General features: G+C 43.0%; 15 protein-coding genes and 1 tRNA gene. 4 read left to right on the top strand and 12 right to left on the bottom strand.

Annotation, left to right across the window (positions count from 1 at the left end; genetic code table 11):
- Positions 1–199 precede the first annotated feature (199 nt).
- From rseP to rimO, 7 genes are all read right to left on the bottom strand, one after another.
- Positions 200–1,576 (bottom strand): RIP metalloprotease RseP, encoded by a 1,377-nt coding sequence (gene rseP, locus I6E83_RS07065; protein ID WP_197100756.1) that lies wholly within the window; start codon positions 1,574–1,576, stop codon positions 200–202.
- A gap of 116 nt (positions 1,577–1,692) precedes the next feature.
- The gene (ispC, locus tag I6E83_RS07060; protein ID WP_197100754.1) at positions 1,693–2,898 is read right to left on the bottom strand and encodes a 1-deoxy-D-xylulose-5-phosphate reductoisomerase; all 1,206 of its coding nucleotides are present in this window, start codon (positions 2,896–2,898) and stop codon (positions 1,693–1,695) included.
- A gap of 108 nt (positions 2,899–3,006) precedes the next feature.
- Positions 3,007–3,816, bottom strand: coding sequence for a phosphatidate cytidylyltransferase (locus I6E83_RS07055; protein WP_197100752.1), 810 nt, complete (start codon positions 3,814–3,816; stop codon positions 3,007–3,009).
- A gap of 191 nt (positions 3,817–4,007) precedes the next feature.
- On the bottom strand, positions 4,008–4,766 hold the full coding sequence (uppS, locus tag I6E83_RS07050; RefSeq protein WP_197100750.1) for a polyprenyl diphosphate synthase: 759 nt from the start codon (positions 4,764–4,766) through the stop codon (positions 4,008–4,010).
- A gap of 217 nt (positions 4,767–4,983) precedes the next feature.
- Complete coding sequence (gene frr / locus I6E83_RS07045) at positions 4,984–5,538, bottom strand: ribosome recycling factor (protein ID WP_110922360.1); 555 nt, start codon at positions 5,536–5,538, stop codon at positions 4,984–4,986.
- Positions 5,539–5,684: 146 nt separating this feature from the next.
- Positions 5,685–6,410, bottom strand: a complete 726-nt coding sequence (pyrH, locus tag I6E83_RS07040) for a UMP kinase (RefSeq protein ID WP_110922359.1) — start codon at positions 6,408–6,410, stop codon at positions 5,685–5,687.
- Between the two features lie 183 nt (positions 6,411–6,593).
- On the bottom strand, positions 6,594–8,186 hold the full coding sequence (gene rimO, locus I6E83_RS07035; RefSeq protein ID WP_197100748.1) for a 30S ribosomal protein S12 methylthiotransferase RimO: 1,593 nt from the start codon (positions 8,184–8,186) through the stop codon (positions 6,594–6,596).
- A gap of 133 nt (positions 8,187–8,319) precedes the next feature.
- Between rimO and I6E83_RS07030 the strand changes: the two genes are divergently transcribed.
- From I6E83_RS07030 to I6E83_RS07020, 3 genes are all read left to right on the top strand, one after another.
- Positions 8,320–9,651 carry a two-component system sensor histidine kinase NtrB gene (locus tag I6E83_RS07030; RefSeq protein WP_197100746.1) on the top strand — a complete coding sequence of 444 codons (1,332 nt, stop codon included), beginning with the start codon at positions 8,320–8,322 and terminating at the stop codon, positions 9,649–9,651.
- A gap of 101 nt (positions 9,652–9,752) precedes the next feature.
- On the top strand, positions 9,753–11,555 hold the full coding sequence (locus I6E83_RS07025; RefSeq protein ID WP_197100745.1) for a sigma 54-interacting transcriptional regulator: 1,803 nt from the start codon (positions 9,753–9,755) through the stop codon (positions 11,553–11,555).
- A gap of 216 nt (positions 11,556–11,771) precedes the next feature.
- Positions 11,772–11,856 (top strand) — tRNA-Leu (locus I6E83_RS07020).
- Positions 11,857–12,000: 144 nt separating this feature from the next.
- Here the strand turns inward: I6E83_RS07020 and I6E83_RS07015 are convergent.
- The 4 genes from I6E83_RS07015 to I6E83_RS07000 form a co-directional block, all read right to left on the bottom strand.
- Complete coding sequence (locus tag I6E83_RS07015; RefSeq protein ID WP_197100744.1) at positions 12,001–13,065, bottom strand: 2,3-butanediol dehydrogenase; 1,065 nt, start codon at positions 13,063–13,065, stop codon at positions 12,001–12,003.
- A 606-nt stretch (positions 13,066–13,671) separates the two neighbouring features.
- Positions 13,672–14,070, bottom strand: a complete 399-nt coding sequence (locus I6E83_RS07010) for a ribbon-helix-helix domain-containing protein (RefSeq protein WP_197100743.1) — start codon at positions 14,068–14,070, stop codon at positions 13,672–13,674.
- Positions 14,071–14,125: 55 nt separating this feature from the next.
- Positions 14,126–14,686 carry a DJ-1/PfpI family protein gene (locus tag I6E83_RS07005; protein ID WP_281269538.1) on the bottom strand — a complete coding sequence of 187 codons (561 nt, stop codon included), beginning with the start codon at positions 14,684–14,686 and terminating at the stop codon, positions 14,126–14,128.
- 168 nt (positions 14,687–14,854) lie between these two features.
- Entirely contained in the window at positions 14,855–15,910 is a 1,056-nt protein-coding gene (locus I6E83_RS07000) for a serine/threonine protein kinase (protein WP_197100742.1), read from the bottom strand.
- Between the two features lie 348 nt (positions 15,911–16,258).
- Between I6E83_RS07000 and I6E83_RS06995 the strand changes: the two genes are divergently transcribed.
- Positions 16,259–17,230: an ATP-binding protein gene (locus I6E83_RS06995; RefSeq protein WP_197100741.1), complete on the top strand. Its 972-nt coding sequence runs from the start codon at positions 16,259–16,261 to the stop codon at positions 17,228–17,230.
- A gap of 24 nt (positions 17,231–17,254) precedes the next feature.
- Here I6E83_RS06995 and I6E83_RS06990 read toward each other — a convergent pair whose 3' ends face one another.
- Positions 17,255–18,397, bottom strand: a complete 1,143-nt coding sequence (locus I6E83_RS06990) for a ribonuclease Z (protein WP_197100740.1) — start codon at positions 18,395–18,397, stop codon at positions 17,255–17,257.
- Between the last annotated feature and the right edge of the window lie 22 nt (positions 18,398–18,419).

The raw sequence follows: 18,419 nt of genomic DNA, 5'->3' as shown, positions 1-18,419 counted from the left end.
TGCATATGAAATTTTCAACTCATATGAGGGAGACTCAGAACACTTTATATAAAATGCATCACAAAATAAACTAAAAATTACGATTAGTACAGAGACCATGAGATGAAGCACTATCATTTATCATAGCAACAATCAGCCTATAATAGGCGTAAAGCCATTAGTACATAATGCCTTATCATTTATATTAGCTATTATTTAATCAAAATAGCCGACTGATATCATTACCAATTGCTAACACCATGAAACCTGCCAGCAAGAGTAAACCGATATTTAGACCGACCATTTGCACGCCTTCTGACAGTGGCTTACCGCGAACCAGTTCAATGAAATGATAGACGATATGACCACCATCCAATACAGGAATGGGCAAAAGATTCAATACCGCCAGACTCAAACTAATCAAAGCCGCAGTGGACAATACCATCTGCCAACTGATATCAAAGCTCTGTTTGGCAACTTTGGCAATCGTGATAGGACCTGACAAATTATCCAACCCAATCATGCCCGACAGCATTTTCCCCATTGAGCTAACCGTCATTACTGCTAGCTGTTCTGTCTTCTCAAATGACTTTACTAATGACTCGCCAGGACCATAGACGACTGTGGTTTTGTACGCATCAGGGACCACAATCTCAGACTGTACCACCATAGCACCAATTTGGCCATAATCGTTACCTAAGTTATCTTTTTTACCTTGTGGCATAATCTGTAATTGCACAGATTTGCCATCACGCAGAACCGTAAAATTAAGCAGCGTTTCAGGGCTATCGCGGATGATACGGGTAGCACTGATCCAGTCTTTTATTTCTGTATCATTGATAGCCGTAATGCGATCACCGACTTTTAGCCCCTGCCGACTGGCAGCACCATCAGCACTCAGATCACCCACTATCGGAGCAATATCTGGTTGCCACGGTAGCATCCCAAAGCTGGTCAATGCATCTTTGCCTTGAGCCGCGCCTTGCATAAATTGCTGCACGGGCGCTTGATACGTTTTGGTCGAGTTATCCGTTTGGACAGCTGATTGCACCGTGATACTCACATCATCTGTCTCGCCCATACGTCCAGCCAGACGATAGTTGATGCCTTCCCACGTTTGCACGTCATGACCATCGATCGCAACAATTTTACCACCAACAGGCAGCTGTGCCATGTCAGCAGGCGTATCAGGCAATACGCTGCCAATTTTAGTCGCTAATTGCTCTGACGGGGTCATAAATAGCACCCAAAACAACGCAATAGCAATGACAAAATTCATGATAGGGCCAGCAGCGGCAATCGCAATCTTCTTTAGCGGATGCTGATGATTAAACGCCAAGTGTTGCTCATCTTTGGCCACTTCACCTTCACGCTCGTCGAGCATTTTGACATAACCACCCAGTGGCAATGCCGAGATGCGATAATCAATACCACTTTTTTTACTGGTCCAACCAAACAGCTTAGGCCCAAAACCAATAGAGTAAGTCAGCACCTTAACGCCGCACATACGTGCCACGATATAGTGACCCCACTCATGCAAAGCAATAAGCGGACCTAAGACAAAGATTGCTGCAAGGAGCGTTAATAAAAAGGTCATGATTGGTTCTCAGTATTTTCTTTTAGCATCTTTTATTAAGGTCTTAGCATCTTTTATCAACATCTTTGCTAGGGCATGCTGGACATCGTCTTTTGACTAAAAGCTTCTCGCTACGATTATGCCAATTTTGCTACAAGCTTGTCAGTAAGATGCCGCGCTATCTTATCAATGGTTAATATATCTTCTATGTCAGCTGTTTCGGTCAATGGCGGTACTTGTATGTCATTTAATGCTTGCTCATTGATATCCGCAATATCAGTCAGACGAATTTGTCCATCTAAAAATGCAGCCACCGCGATTTCATTCGCAGCATTGAGTACAATAGTCGCTTGCGTACCCGCTTGCATAGCTTGACGTGCCAAACGTAAACAAGCGAATTTTTGCAAATCGGGTTTGATAAATTCTAATCCGCTGAGCGCATATAAGTCCAATGGCTGCGAGCCACTCTCAATTCGATTGGGATAGCTGAGTGCATGCGCAAGAGGCGTTTTCATATCTGGGCTGCCCAGCTGTGCTAAGAAGCTACCGTCGCTATATTCTACCATTGAGTGAATGATACTTTGTGGATGAATGACCACATTTATCCTATCTTCAGTCAAATCAAATAAATGACAAGCTTCTATCAATTCCAAGCCTTTATTCATCATCGTTGCAGAGTCGACGGATATCTTTTGACCCATTGACCAGTTTGGATGTTTGACTGCCTGAGCGACGCTTGCCTGTTGCATCTGCTCAAATGACTGCTGCAAAAATGGCCCACCAGAGGCGGTCAGCCATAGCTTACGTACGCCATGCTCTAACTGGTGTATTTGGGTATTGTCTTGCTGAATAGCGAGTGGTAAGCACTGAAAGATAGCATTGTGTTCTGAATCAAGTGGCAGCAAAGTGGCATTGTACATTTTGACAGCGTTAATCATCACCTGCCCTGCCATCACTAGCGCTTCTTTGTTAGCAAGTAAAATACGCTTGCCTGCACGAGCGGCTGCTAAAGTAGAAGGCAGGCCAGCAGCACCCACAATCGCGGCGACCACGGTATCAGTTTGCGAGTCAACGGCGATGTCTATCAGCCCCTGCTCGCCACCCAAGACATCAATATCAAGACCTGCCGCACCGAGGCGCTGAGCAAAATCATCAACGGCTGCTGTCGGTACGCTGACACGTTTCGGTAAAAACTGTTTGCAGAGGGCGAATAACTTGTCTAAACGGTGATAGCCGGACAAAGCATAGACCGTGTACTGTGGTTGTGCTGCTAAGATTGCTAACGTACTGTCGCCAATCGAACCTGTTGCGCCTAGTACGGCGATGCGCTGCGTCATAACCATTGATGCCTATGAAGGATACTGTGAGAAATAAAAATAAATAAACACTCTGATTTTTAAGCGCTTTTGTTTTTAAGCGCTTTGATTTTTTAACGCTCTGACGTTGATGCCTTATACGACGATCAAGCCAAATTGTTGTATCGCCCAAAAACCAAGTGCAAATATTGGTGTGGCAGACAATAGCGAATCGATACGATCCAATATGCCGCCATGACCCGGGAGGATCGTTCCTGAGTCTTTGACATCAGCACGGCGTTTGAGCATTGACTCAAATAGGTCACCAAGTACTGATGCTAAAATCGTTATCGCTGATAATGCCACAAATGCGACTAATGGCACACCAGTCAATTGTAGTTTAAAGACACTAATCCCAATGACGACTAGCAAGCCTGTGACCAATCCGCCAGCCAGTCCTTCCATGCTCTTATTAGGTGAGACATTCGGTGCCATCTTGCGACGACCGAGCTTGCGACCTACAAAATAAGCGCCACTGTCTGCACACCAGACCAATAAGAATACATAAAGCAACCACCATGCCGACAGTTGCCACAAATAAAACATAGCCGTAATCGATGCGGTCAATATAACAGCACCCATCAAGGCCAGCTTCTTTCCATACCAATTGGTATGCGTCGGAAATACTCTAACCCAAGACAGCGCCATCAACCATATAGCGAGTGACGCCACCCACCAAAACAGCCAAGTCACTTTAAATATAAGAGAGACTAAAGTTAGCACCAAGACTAATAGCACAAATACAGCAGGCTGACGCCACTTAGGCATCAGTTTTGTCCATTCATGAGACGCAATAATCACGCCAACGGCTAAAAGGGGTGCAAATAAAACAGGGGTTTGGCTCGCAAACATTGCAATACCAACGATAATAACGAGAACAATTGCCGTCTTAATTCGTTGCCACATACTTATTGAGCCTTATAATAATGAATAACGCATGGTCAAAAAGTGCATTATAGCAGCTAATCTACAATAGCCCACTAATAGCAATGAACACCCATTGAAGTGGTTTATTATTTCATAAACAACCAATATTAACTACTCATACGATAACGGCTTTGCAAAATGCTAAGTCAATGCTTAAAACGACAACGATTTTAAGGCTTATCTTGCTCTATCACTATCTGCTCACTGGTTTTACCAAAGCGGCGTTGACGCTGAGCGAACTCTGTTACCATCGTCGCTAACTCATCTGCTGCAAAATTCGGCCATAATGTTTGGGTAAAGAATAACTCGGCGTAGGCTGATTGCCACAATAAGAAATTGGAGATTCGATACTCACCGCCCGTACGTACGAGCATATCGACGGCAGGCTCATCTGCTAACTGAACATACTCACCGAGCATTTCTTTATTGATATCATCAGCACGTAACTGTCCTGACTCTACTTGCTGTGCTAGCTGTTTGGCGGCATTCGCAATATCCCACTGTCCACCATAACTGATAGCGATCACCAGTGTCATGGCTTCAAAGTCTACCGTTTTTGCTTCAGCATCTGCCATCAATGCTTGTAAGTCAGCACTCAGTTGACTGCGATCGCCGATGAAACGCAAGCGAATACGGTACTCATACATGCGTGGTATTTGCTCATGAATGGTCGAGGCCAACAGTTGCATCAGCAGTGCCACTTCACTAGGCGGACGTTGCCAATTCTCACTAGAAAACGCAAATACCGTCAACACCTCGATACCAGCATCCACACAATACTCAACGATGGGGTCTAGTGCGTCTTTGCCAGCGACATGCCCTTGGCCTTTTCCCAAATCATTGGCTTTGCCATACCGATTGTTGCCATCCATAATGATAGCGATATGACGAGGAAGAATAGTGGGAGCCAAAACGGCTGAAGTGGACATAGGCGAACTTGCTTATTGTTGAGGTAAGATAATAATAACGTGTGCGAGGGTGATTAAAAAGCATCAGACAGACAATTCATAAACTTATCATAATTCAGTCATCAGTCGCTTAGCACTCACGCAACAATAAGCAGCCAATAGCGTTGGCACATTGGCTGCTTATTATTAGAGCGATGACTTAACTAACTATTGTCATAAACAACAATAAAATTAGTTTTTAGACGTCCATCAAATCGCTTTCTTTTTTGGTCAAACTTTTATCGATGATTTCGATATATTTGTCAGTGATTTTTTGGATATCATCACTGGCACGGCGCTCGTCATCTTCTGATATTTCTTTTTCTTTTGCTAAGTCTTTAATATCATTCATCATATCACGGCGAATATTACGGATAGAGACTCGGCTGTTCTCAGCTTCTCCACGCGCAAGCTTTTGCATATCGCGGCGTGTTTCTTCTGTCAATGCTGGCATCGGCACACGAATCACATCAGCCGTCATTGGGTTTAGACCCAAATCTGCTTCACGGATAGCTTTATCAATCGCTTGTACCATAGTACGATCAAACGGTTGAACAAGCAGTGTACGAGAATCTTCAACGTTAACACTTGCGACTTGGTTGAGGGCAGTGTCAGAACCGTAGTAGCTGACCATCACACCTGACAACATCCCTGGGTGGGCACGGCCTGTACGAACTTTACTGAAAGTACTCTGAAGCGCTTCCAACGTTTTTTGCATGCGTGCTTCGCCGTCTTGCTTAATCTCTTTAATCATTATGTGTCCTTATTTATCGCTATCGATAAATCATTCATTGTTGTAAGTTATGTCAGTCACTATTAATCATTAGTATTGATTATCAGCGACTGACATAACTTTAATTATTTACGTTGTGATATTAATGCTGGGCATATCAAAGCAGATTAGTGGTAAACACGTGTGCCTTCATTTTCACCCATAATGACATTTAACAATGCATTAGGCTTGGTCATATCGAAAACTTGTAGCGGTACGTTGTGCTCACGGCACAAGGCAATAGCGGTTAAATCCATGACGCCAAGCTTTTGCTCTAGCACTTCGTCAAACGTTAAACCGTCGTACTTGACTGCATCAGCATGTAAGCTTGGGTCTTTGTCATACACACCGTCAACTTTGGTCGCTTTTAAAATCAAGCCCGCTTCGATTTCGATACCACGCAAGCAAGCAGCGGTATCAGTAGTGAAGAATGGATTGCCTGTACCAGCTACAAAAATGCAAACATCACCGTTTTTCAGATAACGAATGGCGTTACGGCTGCTATAGCTTTCGGTCACTTCGCCAATAGGTAATGCTGACATCAAGCGCGTTTTAATGTTGCGGCGCTCAAGGGCATCACGCATCGCCAAACCATTCATAACCGTCGCTAGCATGCCCATTTGATCACCTGTAACGCGGCCAACCAACCCTTCTTTTTGTAATTGGGCACCGCGATATAAGTTACCACCACCGACCACGATACCAACTTGGACACCAAGTCCACGCAAATGGGCAATAGATAAGCTCATTTTATCAAGCACTTCGGTATCAATACCCATGTCTTTGCCACCAGCTAAAGCTTCGCCAGAGAGTTTTAGCAAAATACGAGAGTAACGCGGGTTTTTGTCAGACATGAGATCACCTTGTTATCATTAAATTATAATTAAAGTTATCGGTAAAATACAAATGGAGTTTGCCTTTGGTCTTGACGACACCGACATACTTGATGATAAGCATGCCAAAAGGCTAAATTGCGCTAATTGTAGCAAAAACTGCCCTTTGTGGGGCAATTTTCACTTGTCTATCGTGTTAGGTTTTTAACCTTTGTAGCTGCCAAACAAATCATACTCACTGGCGTCGTCAATAGTGACGGTTAAGAACTGCCCTACTTTGACTTGTGCAGTGATGTCGTCAACATAGACGTGACCATCAATTTCAGGCGCATCCGCATAGCTACGGCAAATCGCAATACCTTCTTCACTGTCAATCTCATCGACCAATACCATCAAGGTTTTGCCGATTTTTTCTTGTAGCTTTTGCGCTGAGATATCTTGTTGTAGCGTCATTAAACGCTCGTAACGAGACTTTTTAACGTCTTCAGGTACGTGATCTGGCAAATCATTGGCCACGGCACCTTCAACTTCTGAATAGGTAAACGCACCAACGCGATCAAGACGAGCTTCAACCAGCCAATCAAGTAAGCATTGGAAATCTTCTTCTGTCTCACCTGGGAAACCAACAACGAAGGTTGAGCGAATAACGATATCAGGGCAAATCTCACGCCATGCTTTGATACGTGCCAAAGTGTTTTCACTATGCGCTGGACGTTTCATCGCTTTTAGGATGCGATGACTGGCATGCTGAAAAGGAATGTCTAAATAAGGCAAAAGTTTCTTTTCGCCCATTAGTTCAACGACTTTATCCACATGTGGATATGGGTAGACATAATGTAGACGTACCCAAATACCTAGATCATTCAACGCTTTGCATAAGTCATAGAACTTCGACTTCAGCGGCATACCGTTCCAAAAACTGGTCTTATATTTAAGATCCAGCCCATAAGCGGAAGTGTCTTGCGAGATAATTAACAACTCTTTCACGCCAGCATTCTTCAGCGCCAGTGCTTCATTCATGACATTATCAATCGGACGTGAGTCCAAATCGCCACGTAAGCTTGGAATAATACAGAAAGTACAACGGTGGTTGCAGCCTTCAGATATTTTTAGATAAGCATAATGGCTTGGGGTCAATTTGATACCCGCCTCATTAATCAAATCTATTTTAGGATCGTAGTTTGCATCCTTACTACGGTTTGGCTTGGGCACGTGCTGGGCAACTGCCGTAATGACTTCATCATAGGCATGCGCGCCCGTCACGGCAAGTACAGCTGGGTGCATTGCACGGATTTTATCCGCTTCTTTACCCAAGCAGCCCGTCACGATGACCTTGCCGTTTTTGCTAATAGCTTCACCGATTGCATCAAGCGACTCTTGTACCGCTGATTCAATAAAACCGCAAGTATTGACCACGACCAGATCCGCACCTTCATAGTCGCTGGCTACTTGATAACCATCACGGCTCAATTCGGTGATGATACGCTCGCTATCCACCAAGGCTTTTGGACAACCTAATGACACAAAACCAATTTTTGGCGCTGCACTAACTGGCATCGTAGCAGTCGCATTGGCAGTCGTTACATCACTGCTTTGGGCGACACTACGGTTTTGGTTATGATTGGCTTTATGATGGTAAGGTTGTTTAGTATCTGTTTGACTGACATCTGCCTGACTATCTTGCACTATATTGGGCTTGGCAGGATTAAAAATAGTGGCAGTGTCTTTTGGAGCGATAGAAGCTGACGGTGAGGTGGTAATAGTCGGATTGACCGACTCGGTAGAAGTTTTGGGCATGGCTAACCTTGCTAGAGATAAAGTGGCTGTGCGCATTGTACGTTTTTTTTGCAAAAATCGCCAGTTTTGCCGCTCTATAGTGTTGATTTATGGTTAAATATTATATTGAGTATTTTTTTGTAGGCGCCGACCCATGACAACCCATTTGACAACCGCAAAATCGACACCTGATTTGGCATTCATATCACAGCATTTGTTCACAGCTATCTTGTGGGTCAATGAAGAGCTCTCTATTACTTGGCTAAATGCTCAAGCTGAACAACTACTGGCTATCAGCAGTGGCAGACTGCTCAATCAACCTATATTGGCATTACTCTCGCCCGAAGAGTTAAAACCAAAAGACAGCCCTAGCATCAATAACGATGAAGTCTATGAACAAAACTGCTCTTTAGCCGAAAGGTTTGAGCTAGCGAAACAGTATCAGCAACCATTCATTGATCATGATCACATCATAAATACGCAATTGAATGGCAATTTATCGTTTTCCGTCGACTATAGCGTGACGCCACTCATCTACGAGCAGAAAACGTACTTTATCATCGAGATGTGGGGCAAAGATCGCCAAAGCCGTATCTCAGAAGAGCAACGTCAACAGCAACAATATGGTGTGGCCCGTCATATGCTACGGTCAGTCGCCCATGAGATAAAAAACCCGCTGGCTGGCATTCGCGGCGCTGCACAACTATTACAACGAAAATTTATCAAATTCAGCGATGATGCCAATCTTAACGGCAGTGCTTCGACTGCTATGAGCAGCAAAAATTCTGGTTCGAGTCACAATGACGACCTACAGAAGACCACTGAGAAACTACGTGGCTATACCGATATCATTATCTCAGAGACGGATCGCTTAACCCATTTGGTAGGACAGTTCCTCGGATCTAATCAACTGCCAAACTGGCAAACACTGAATATCCATGAACCCCTAGAGCATGTCTTGTCTTTAGTGATCAACCAATACCCACAACTAACGCTACAGCGAGATTATGATTTATCGTTGCCTGAGTTATGCGCTGATAAAGATCAATTAATTCAAGTATTTTTAAATCTGATCAATAATGCCTGTGAGTCCATGACTGAGTTTGAACAAACGCTACAACAGCAAGAACTGTCGGAAGCCAAAAAATTGCAATCGATAGATTCAGAGACTGACATTGACTGCCATATAGATTACCAACCAACCCTACATATCCAAACGCGAGTCGCCTTTCAACACACCATTATTGGGCATCAACATAAGCAAGTCTTGCAAGTAAATATTACCGATAACGGCTCAGGGATTGATCCTGCATTGATCGGACAAATATTTTTCCCAATGGTGACTAGCCGTGCTGCAGGGACTGGTCTAGGATTATCTATTGTGCAAGATATCATCAGCCATCATCGTGGTATGATTGATGTCAGCTCCACACAAGTACAAGGTCAGCAGCAGACACGCTTTACACTATATCTGCCGTTTCATTGATCAACAATCACAGTGCAAAAAACGGATATTATTTAGAACAGTTACATCGCAAATACGACATTACCATCCTGAACCAACCCATTGCTCATTAGGCCTCATACATGACTGAATATAGCGACAAGCATAAACCTAAAAGCGATACTCAAACGGCAAACGATCAAATCCCCACTGACCAAGCCATCAAAGTGACGGTCAATAATGCCCCTGATGATAGCCCAGCGACTTTGTGGCTCATCGACGATGATGCCGCATTGAGAATGGTGTTAGCAGATACTTTTGAGGATGCAGGGCTTACCGTTATTAGCTTTACCCAAGCGCAAGCAGCATGGGGACGCCTTAATGATATCTTGCAAGAAACTGAGTCGGTCACGCAGTTACCTGATGTGATATTGACTGATATTCGTATGCCGATGATGGATGGGTTGTCCTTTAGCGATTGGGTACATCAGCACTTCCCTAAGCTGCCTATTGTCATCATGACCGCACATTCAGACCTTACCTCTGCTATCAATAGTTACCAAACAGGGGCATTTGAATATCTACCCAAACCATTCGATCTAGATGATGCCGTTGCCACGATCTATAAAGCGATTAACTATCAACCCAATCTAGTGATAGAGAGTAAGGCAACCAAATCTGATACTTCTAAAACGAAAGTAACGGCTGATCCCACAACGAACATTAATACAAAGTCTGATACCAAATCCAAGCCTATTAATCAGGCTAATACGGTCAGTAAAGTTAGCAAGGTCAATAAAGTTACCAAACCTAAAACTGCTGTCAAAGTAGACACTAGCGCGAATGACAATCCCAGCGGTATTATTGGTCAATCGCAAGCCATGCAGACTGTGTTTCGTGCTATTGGCAGGTTAGCGCACTCACCGATTACTGTCTTAATCACAGGTGAATCAGGAACAGGAAAAGAATTGGTCGCCAGTGCATTACATCAGCATTCACCGCGTCATCAGCAGCCTTTTATTGCACTCAATATGGCAGCCATTCCGCATGATTTGATTGAGTCTGAGCTGTTTGGCCATGCAAAAGGCGCGTTTACTGGTGCGACGACGACTCGACCAGGGCGTTTCGAACAAGCTGATGGCGGAACATTATTCTTAGACGAAATCGGTGACATGCCATTTAGCACTCAAACACGACTGCTACGCGTACTTGCCAATGGAGAGTTTTATCGTGTGGGTGGTCAGCAACCCGTCAAAGTTAATGTGCGCATCATTGCTGCCACGCACCAGAATTTAGAAGAGCTGGTCAAACAAGGTAAATTCCGCGAGGATTTATTTTATCGTCTCAATGTAATTCGCTTACCTCTTCCTCCACTACGGACACGACGCGAAGACATCCCTGCGCTAGCGACTTACTTTATGAAGCGCGCTGCCGATCAAATGGATACTGCACCGAAACAGCTACATCCAATGGCCGTACAGATTATGCAGTCTTTTGAGTGGCGTGGTAACGTGCGTCAGCTTGAAAATGTCTGCCTATGGTTGACCGTGATGGCGACTGGCGACACGGTAATGGCGGAAGACTTGCCACCAGAGCTGCTCGAAAACATCCCATCTGATCTAGAGCCCCATCTAGAACAAGATTTATATAGTGCTGGCGTAGATAGTCAAAACCCTATTCAGCAGAGTCAGATTAGCTCTAACACTACCAGTTGGCAGCAAGCACTTGCTGTTTGGGCGACACAGTCTCTGCAAACTGGAGAAACGGATATTTTGCAGACAGCCACACCTGAGTTTGAGCGTGTTCTACTGACAGCTGCACTCAACCATAGTGGTGGCAAAAAGATAGCTGCTGCCAACTTACTCGGTTGGGGACGCAATACCTTGACCCGTAAATTGCAGCAATTAGATATCACTGCATCAGAAATGCAAAGAAATAGTGATTAAAGACGTAAAAAACTCAATTAAAAACCCTATTAATATCAAATATTTATGAAATTTTGACAAAAAAAATCGTTAAATAATTAAAAATAATTGCAAATAGGGGTTGCCAAACTATTCAAACTCTATATAATAGCCAACCACTGAGACGCACTACCGAATCAGTTAACTATCTACGTTGTGTTTGAGTTTAAACGCTAATAATGATAGAGTAACGAAAATGGGGCTGTGGCGGAATTGGTAGACGCACCAGATTTAGGTTCTGGCGCCGCAAGGTGTGAGAGTTCGAGTCTCTCCAGCCCCACCATTTTCGGATAGTACATCTTAGACCAAATATCAAAGCCTGCTTTTAGCAGGTTTTTTTACGTCTGGAATTTGTATAAAAAATCCCCGCTAATTAGCGGGGATCATATCAAAGGTATATTACTGGCTCACTGGCGATATACAACGATTATAGATTTGGATTGACGATGATTTTTACTGCTGATTCATTGTTATGAATCAGTGTCTCAAAGCCTTTGGATATCAGATCATCTAAAGCGATGCGCTGAGTAATAAAGGGCTCAAGATTGACCAAACCATCTTCAACCAGTTGGATTGTATCTTTATGATTATTCACGTAGCCAATCGTGCCACGTACATCAAGCTCTTTCATCACCACACTATGTACGTTTATAGTAGCTGGGTGGCTCCAAATAGAAACAATAACGACCACACCAGTCGGTTTACTCAGCTCAACTAACGAATCCAACACCTTATTCACACTAGTACATTCAAAGGCCACATCCACACCGCGATTATCAGTGATGCTCATAACTTCTTTTTTTAAATCAACTTCTGTAGGGTCTAATATATAATCAGCGACCCCACTTTCTTTGGCTTTCTCTTTACGCTTAGCACTTAGCTCCGTCAGAATTACAGTGATACCTTTGGCTTTTAGCACCGCAGATAATAATAGACCAATAGGGCCACCGCCACCAACCAATGCCACATCACCTGCTTTAGCACCACTACGCATATACGCGTGATAGCCAACAGCTAATGGCTCAATCAAAGCAGCTTGATCTAATGGAATATTATTGGCGATAGGATGTACCCAGCGGCGTTTCACAGCAATTTTTTCAGACAAACCACCACCACGGCCACCCAAACCAATAAAGTTCATATCTTTTGATAAGTGATAATCGTCACCAAGGCCTGTTGGTACATCATCAGAGATGATATATGGTTCGACCACTACATGCTGACCGACTTCAATATCATTAATACCCTCACCAACGGCATACACAACCCCTGAGAACTCATGCCCCATCGTAATGGGTGCCGACTCGCCTGAAATAGGATGAGGATGACCACACGGCGGAATAAAGATAGGACCTTCCATAAACTCATGCAAATCAGTACCACAAATACCACACCATGCCACATCAATACCAACTGTGCCTGGTTCTACTGTAGGCTCTGGAATATCTTCAATACGAATATCACCTTTATCGTAAAAACGTGCTGCTTTCATATAAAACTCCTTTGTTTATAATCAACATACTCTTGATTGGTATAGTCAATTCTAAATAAAATAGATGCATTTTATATGACACGCGACCGAGTTAAGTTTTTATTTCAGGCTGTGCCTATGCAGACAAAATTGACAAAAATTTCGTCCTCGTCTTGATAACTACTTTTTGTATTGAACTGACTATACAGTTAAAAAAAACAGGCTAACAATGAGAGTTAATAAAGAATCTATACTTCATTATCCGACTCTGAAAAACCTTCAAAGTATCAATACTGTTAAGTATTGTTAAAGACTGTTAAAAAATAAATTATACTATCTAGTATAATATTTGAGGTAGTTAATACATCCATCATACTCTGACATTGCATCTCTACACGCTTCACCAATGCCCTATCAATAATACATTGATAATGACTATATGATTATGCACTTGCTATAGGCATAACTAAGGTGTGTCCTCATTTCAGAAATGAAGATGGAAATAAAATAAATTGTCGTCAAACGAGAAAACAGTGTTGATAATATCGAGATATTGGCCAGCTATTTGGCAAAATTTAGCTATTTTTAGACTGGCTAGATGACTATCGCTTGAATTGAGGACATATCCTAATGGACAGAAGTATTTTTCTCACTGTCATTGAATAAGGCACTACGTTGTTTTTTACGGAGGGTTTCACGTTTAATGATATTTGTTGCATCGACTTTTTCTAAAGGTAATTCTGTTTCGCGAGAAAGGTCGCCATCGGCTATTAAGGATAAATAACGAGAACAACAAACTCTCAAAAAAGAGGTGAAATTGCCAATATCATGATCAGCATCGAGAGATTCCAAGTATAGCTTAGTGATCAGCTGATTAACTGTCATTTTATCCCGAAATGACAACTCTTCTAATATATCCCAAAAAAACACTTCTAAACGAATTGAGGTGACAACTCCCTGAATTCGAAGCGATTTGGTTTTAGAGCTCCACAAGCTGTCATCAGCACTAATAAACAATTGGCACATATATCCTCTCTCGATACTAGGGTCTGTTAAATATTTAACAGACCTTAATTGAAGCTTATAGCAAGGCAACAAATTGCTTCAGCATAGCTGGGTGGGCGGGCCATGCAGGAGCTGTTACCAGTTGGCCATCGGTAATAGCGCCATCCATAGGTAACTTGACATATTCGGCTCCAGCCATTTCTATTTCTGGCTGACACGCAGGATAAGCAGATACTTTTTTACCCTTCAATACGCCAGCAGCCGTCAGCATTTGTGGTCCATGGCAAACCGACGCAATCGGTTTATCAGTATTTGCGAAATGCTGAATCATTGCAATGACCTTAGCATTCAAACGCAAGTATTCTGGCGCACGTCCACCTGGTAAATACAGAGCATCGTAATCTGCGACATTGATATCGGCAAAAGATGCATTAAGGACAAAATTATGACCGCGTTTTTCGGTATAAGTTTGGTCACCTTCAAAATCGTGTATTGAGGTAGCAATACTATCACCTGCCACTTTATCTGGGCAGACCGCATCAACCTCATGCCCCATCGCTAGTAGCGCTTGGAACGGCACCATGTTTTCATAGTCTTCAACAAAATCACCGGTAATGATAAGTACTTTAGCCATGATATTCTCACTGTATTGTAATGAAATATTGTAATGAAATACGGGAACTCAAATTAGCTTATAGTGACTGAGCTTAAAATGAGCCTGAATATCCATTCAAACATAAAAAACAACGACTGGGTAACATGTGAATACTACAAACAATCACTTTTTGAAAATAAAATCATAAACTTAGCTGTTGCCTAATAACCTTAAATCTATCAACACCTTATCCAAATCTTGATACCGTCTCTCTACCCGCTTCGCCAATGCCTTATCGACAATACATTGATAGTGACTATATTCTAATAGCAATTTTGGAATAGGTTGTTGGCAATGCTGAATCGCCCACGCTTTTAATTTATCATTGCTGTTAGCACTTACCTGAAACGGACGCGTGCCTGTTAGTATCTCAACCATCATGACGCCAAACGCGTAGATATCACTTTGCACCGTTGCACTCTGTCCTTGCCAACGCTCAGGTGCGAGATACGCGGGTGTACCAGCAGGACTTCCTTCTTTTAGATCGTTAAACCTCTCTGCCAAGGCAAAATCAGTCAATAATAAATTAGGCATTAAGCTGCTAGTATCCGCACTATCTAGCAAAGCATCATCGAAAAAATAATCTAACAAAATATTGCTAGGTTTAATATCATTGTGTAGCCAGCTAGCCTCATGCAAATTAACTATCAAGTGTGCTGATTGCACTAAAAAATAATGCTTTTGTTGCATCGTCAATGAGTGCTGATTTCGATCACTCAACTGTCCTGCCAAGCTACCATTAGAGTAATGAGGCATAACGACGACTATCAGCTTGTGAGGCTGCTCTAGTATTTGAACGCTTACACAATGATGAGCCAATAGTGGCGGTGCGATAGCTTTATTTTTTATTTTTAATGAAGCATTTACAGCAGCTAAAACGTCTGCTTCATGAGTTAAATCGGGAGAGATGGGATAAGCATCAGCACTCAACTGCCATTTAATCATGACTTGACCAAACTGTGGATGTTGTGCACGCGTTAAGCCTTGATAGTAAGTATTTTCGATATTTTGCGTTTTGATATCTTGTGTTTTGACAACTTGCGCGTGCTCATCTTGCGTTTGTTCTGTGCTTTGCTGAGCAATACGCTGATGTACTATCTCACTAAAATGTTGTGCGACTAATTCCTGCGTAATAATGGGCAATATCTGCTGAGCTTGCACCTGCAACGCTTGCTTAATAGACAGATTACTGGCATTATTTTTCATGGTATTTTTTCTCATAATAGAGTGAGATGACTGCCTCCCGTTCGTATCATTTCCAAAAATAATAATAGCGCGAATAATTTTGACTAGGGCGTGTTATCAATTAGATTGTGAGACTTAAAATGAGAAAAATTGTAGATAAACAAGGAAGAAATTGCCGTTAATATGAACATATTGACAAAATTACTGACGATGTTTAGCAAAATTTAGCCATTTTAAGGCCACTAAATGTATTAATGTGCTAATTGATGACACACCCTAATACTACGCTCAGTAGGCGCCAAAAGTTTAGCCACGTTAATGATATTTTTGGGTATGGTATTAAAGACAACCTTAATTACTAGAGCCACTATGTCACAACCAATAATCCCAACCTCGCCCTCTAATCAGCCTACTTATGCCCTACCTCAACCGTTATTAGACTTACTCAGTCAGTACTTAAAAGAGCAGGTCACACCGACTATTGAAATCGATCCGAACCAACTTGCTTATCGCTGGGTTGGTGGACGCACTGGTAATTTAGAGCCTTTATCGGTCAACTTGTTTTTGAGCTTAGATGACTTGCATGGTATCGATACGCAAAAGTCTAAACTGGTACAGAACACCCGTCAGTTTATTAAAGGTTATCCTGCCAATCACGTCTTAATGTCGGGGACACGCGGTGCCGGTAAATCATCATTGATTCGTGCCTTGCTTCAAGCCCATCATAGTGAAGGCTTGCGTATTATCGAAGTTGCTCGCGATGATCTGCAAATATTAGATAAGATTCGCGCTGCCATTAATGCCTTACCAGCAGATTCTAATTGCCGCTACATCGTATACTGTGATGATCTCGCATTTGATGGTCAAGATGAAAGCTATCGTACGCTAAAGAGCGTGCTTGATGGCTCGCTAGACTCTGAGCAAGACAAACTACTGGTCTATGCCACCAGTAATCGCCGTCGCCTGCTACCACAAATGATGAAAGACAATGTTAATATCTACAATGGTCAGACGGATGAAGTCAATCCTTATGAGGCCATTGATGAGACCGTGTCATTGTCAGATAGATTCGGTTTATCACTCACTTTCCACCCCATGGATCAGCAGACTTATCTGCATATCGTTCAGCATTATCTGAATTTAGAGCAGCAGAAAATCTCAGCTGATATGGATAGTGATGCTAAGAATGCTTTGGAAAGTCAGACCATGCCTGACAAGATCAAAAAGGATGCGCTACGTTGGGCCTCTGAACGTGGTGGTCGCTCAGGACGAGTTGCTTACCAGTTCAGTCGATACTGGAGCGGTATAACGCAATTGGAAATTGCAGACGGTAAGCGCTAAGCCATATCTAACGCTAAGCCATGTCTAATCACTGCGTGCAGAGCCTATATACTGCACGCGGTTCTTCTCTTGACTGTTCTTTTGATTACTTGCCAAGTCAACTGCGCCATCGACCATATATTGGTCAAAGTCTGCCGCCAGCCACAGATTACCTTTGTAAACGCTCTCAGCATCCAAACGAATGTATGCCATATTTGGCGTCTTGCTATTAGGATTATCAAAACCTTGATAACGGGCGCTAAAGTGCGTCAATATTAGATTATTTACACCACTTTTCTCTGCAAAATCACCTACCAATTGCGCACTGCTATGCATCGGATCAAACTCTGGATTTTTGGCTTGAATCTTAGTCAGTACTTCATGTGTATAAGTCGCTTCATGCACCAATAAATCCGTATCAACCAACGCCGCCGTGAGACACGCTGGCGTATCGTTATCACCAGCCACCACTACTCGCGTTCTTGATAGGTCATCATTGACATAATCTACTGCACATAATTGCTGACCCTCTTCAGTGATGACATCTTCACCTTGTTGCAATTTACCCCACAGTGCGCTTGCAGGAATGCCTTGCGCTAGCAGTTTATCCGTATCAAGCGTACGATGATGGATAGTCTGCGTGATACCAAATGCATGAGAAGCAACCCGATGTGATAGCAGCGTGATATCAATATCAAGCTGATGCTGGTCGCTCAAGCGAATATTCATCTTATTGGTGTTACCTTGCTCAGATAGCACCTCTTCAATCGCCACAAAATTAAGAGCGAAAGGTAAATACAATTCCGTGGTTAAGGTAATGGCTTCGAGCAATATCGCGATTGCTTTTGGTGCAATGAGGGTCAATGGCTCACGGCGGCCTGACATGGCTGCACTGGCCAATAGACCTGGCAGGCCATAGCAATGATCGCCATGCACATGAGTGATACAGATGGCGGCTAGCTGATGCAAAGAGAGCTTGGTATGTAACAGTTGCTGCTGCGTCCCTTCACCGCAATCTATCAACACCCATGGACGCGACTTTTTGTTCTGATTATTGTGATTGGCAGCTCGTGACTGACCATTTGGCTGAGCACCATGCGTATTCAGACATTCAATCGCCAGTGCGGTCACATTACGCTGTTTGGTTGGCACACCGGCAGAGGTACCCAAAAAAGTCAACCTCAACATAGATTACCTCCCTTACACATGA

The organism is Psychrobacter sp. SZ93C1 (assembly GCF_015864635.1).
GTDB classification, from domain to species: domain Bacteria; phylum Pseudomonadota; class Gammaproteobacteria; order Pseudomonadales; family Moraxellaceae; genus Psychrobacter; species Psychrobacter fozii.
Note: the sequence above shows the minus strand (reverse complement) of the source record. Positions and strands in the feature narration are given on the sequence as shown.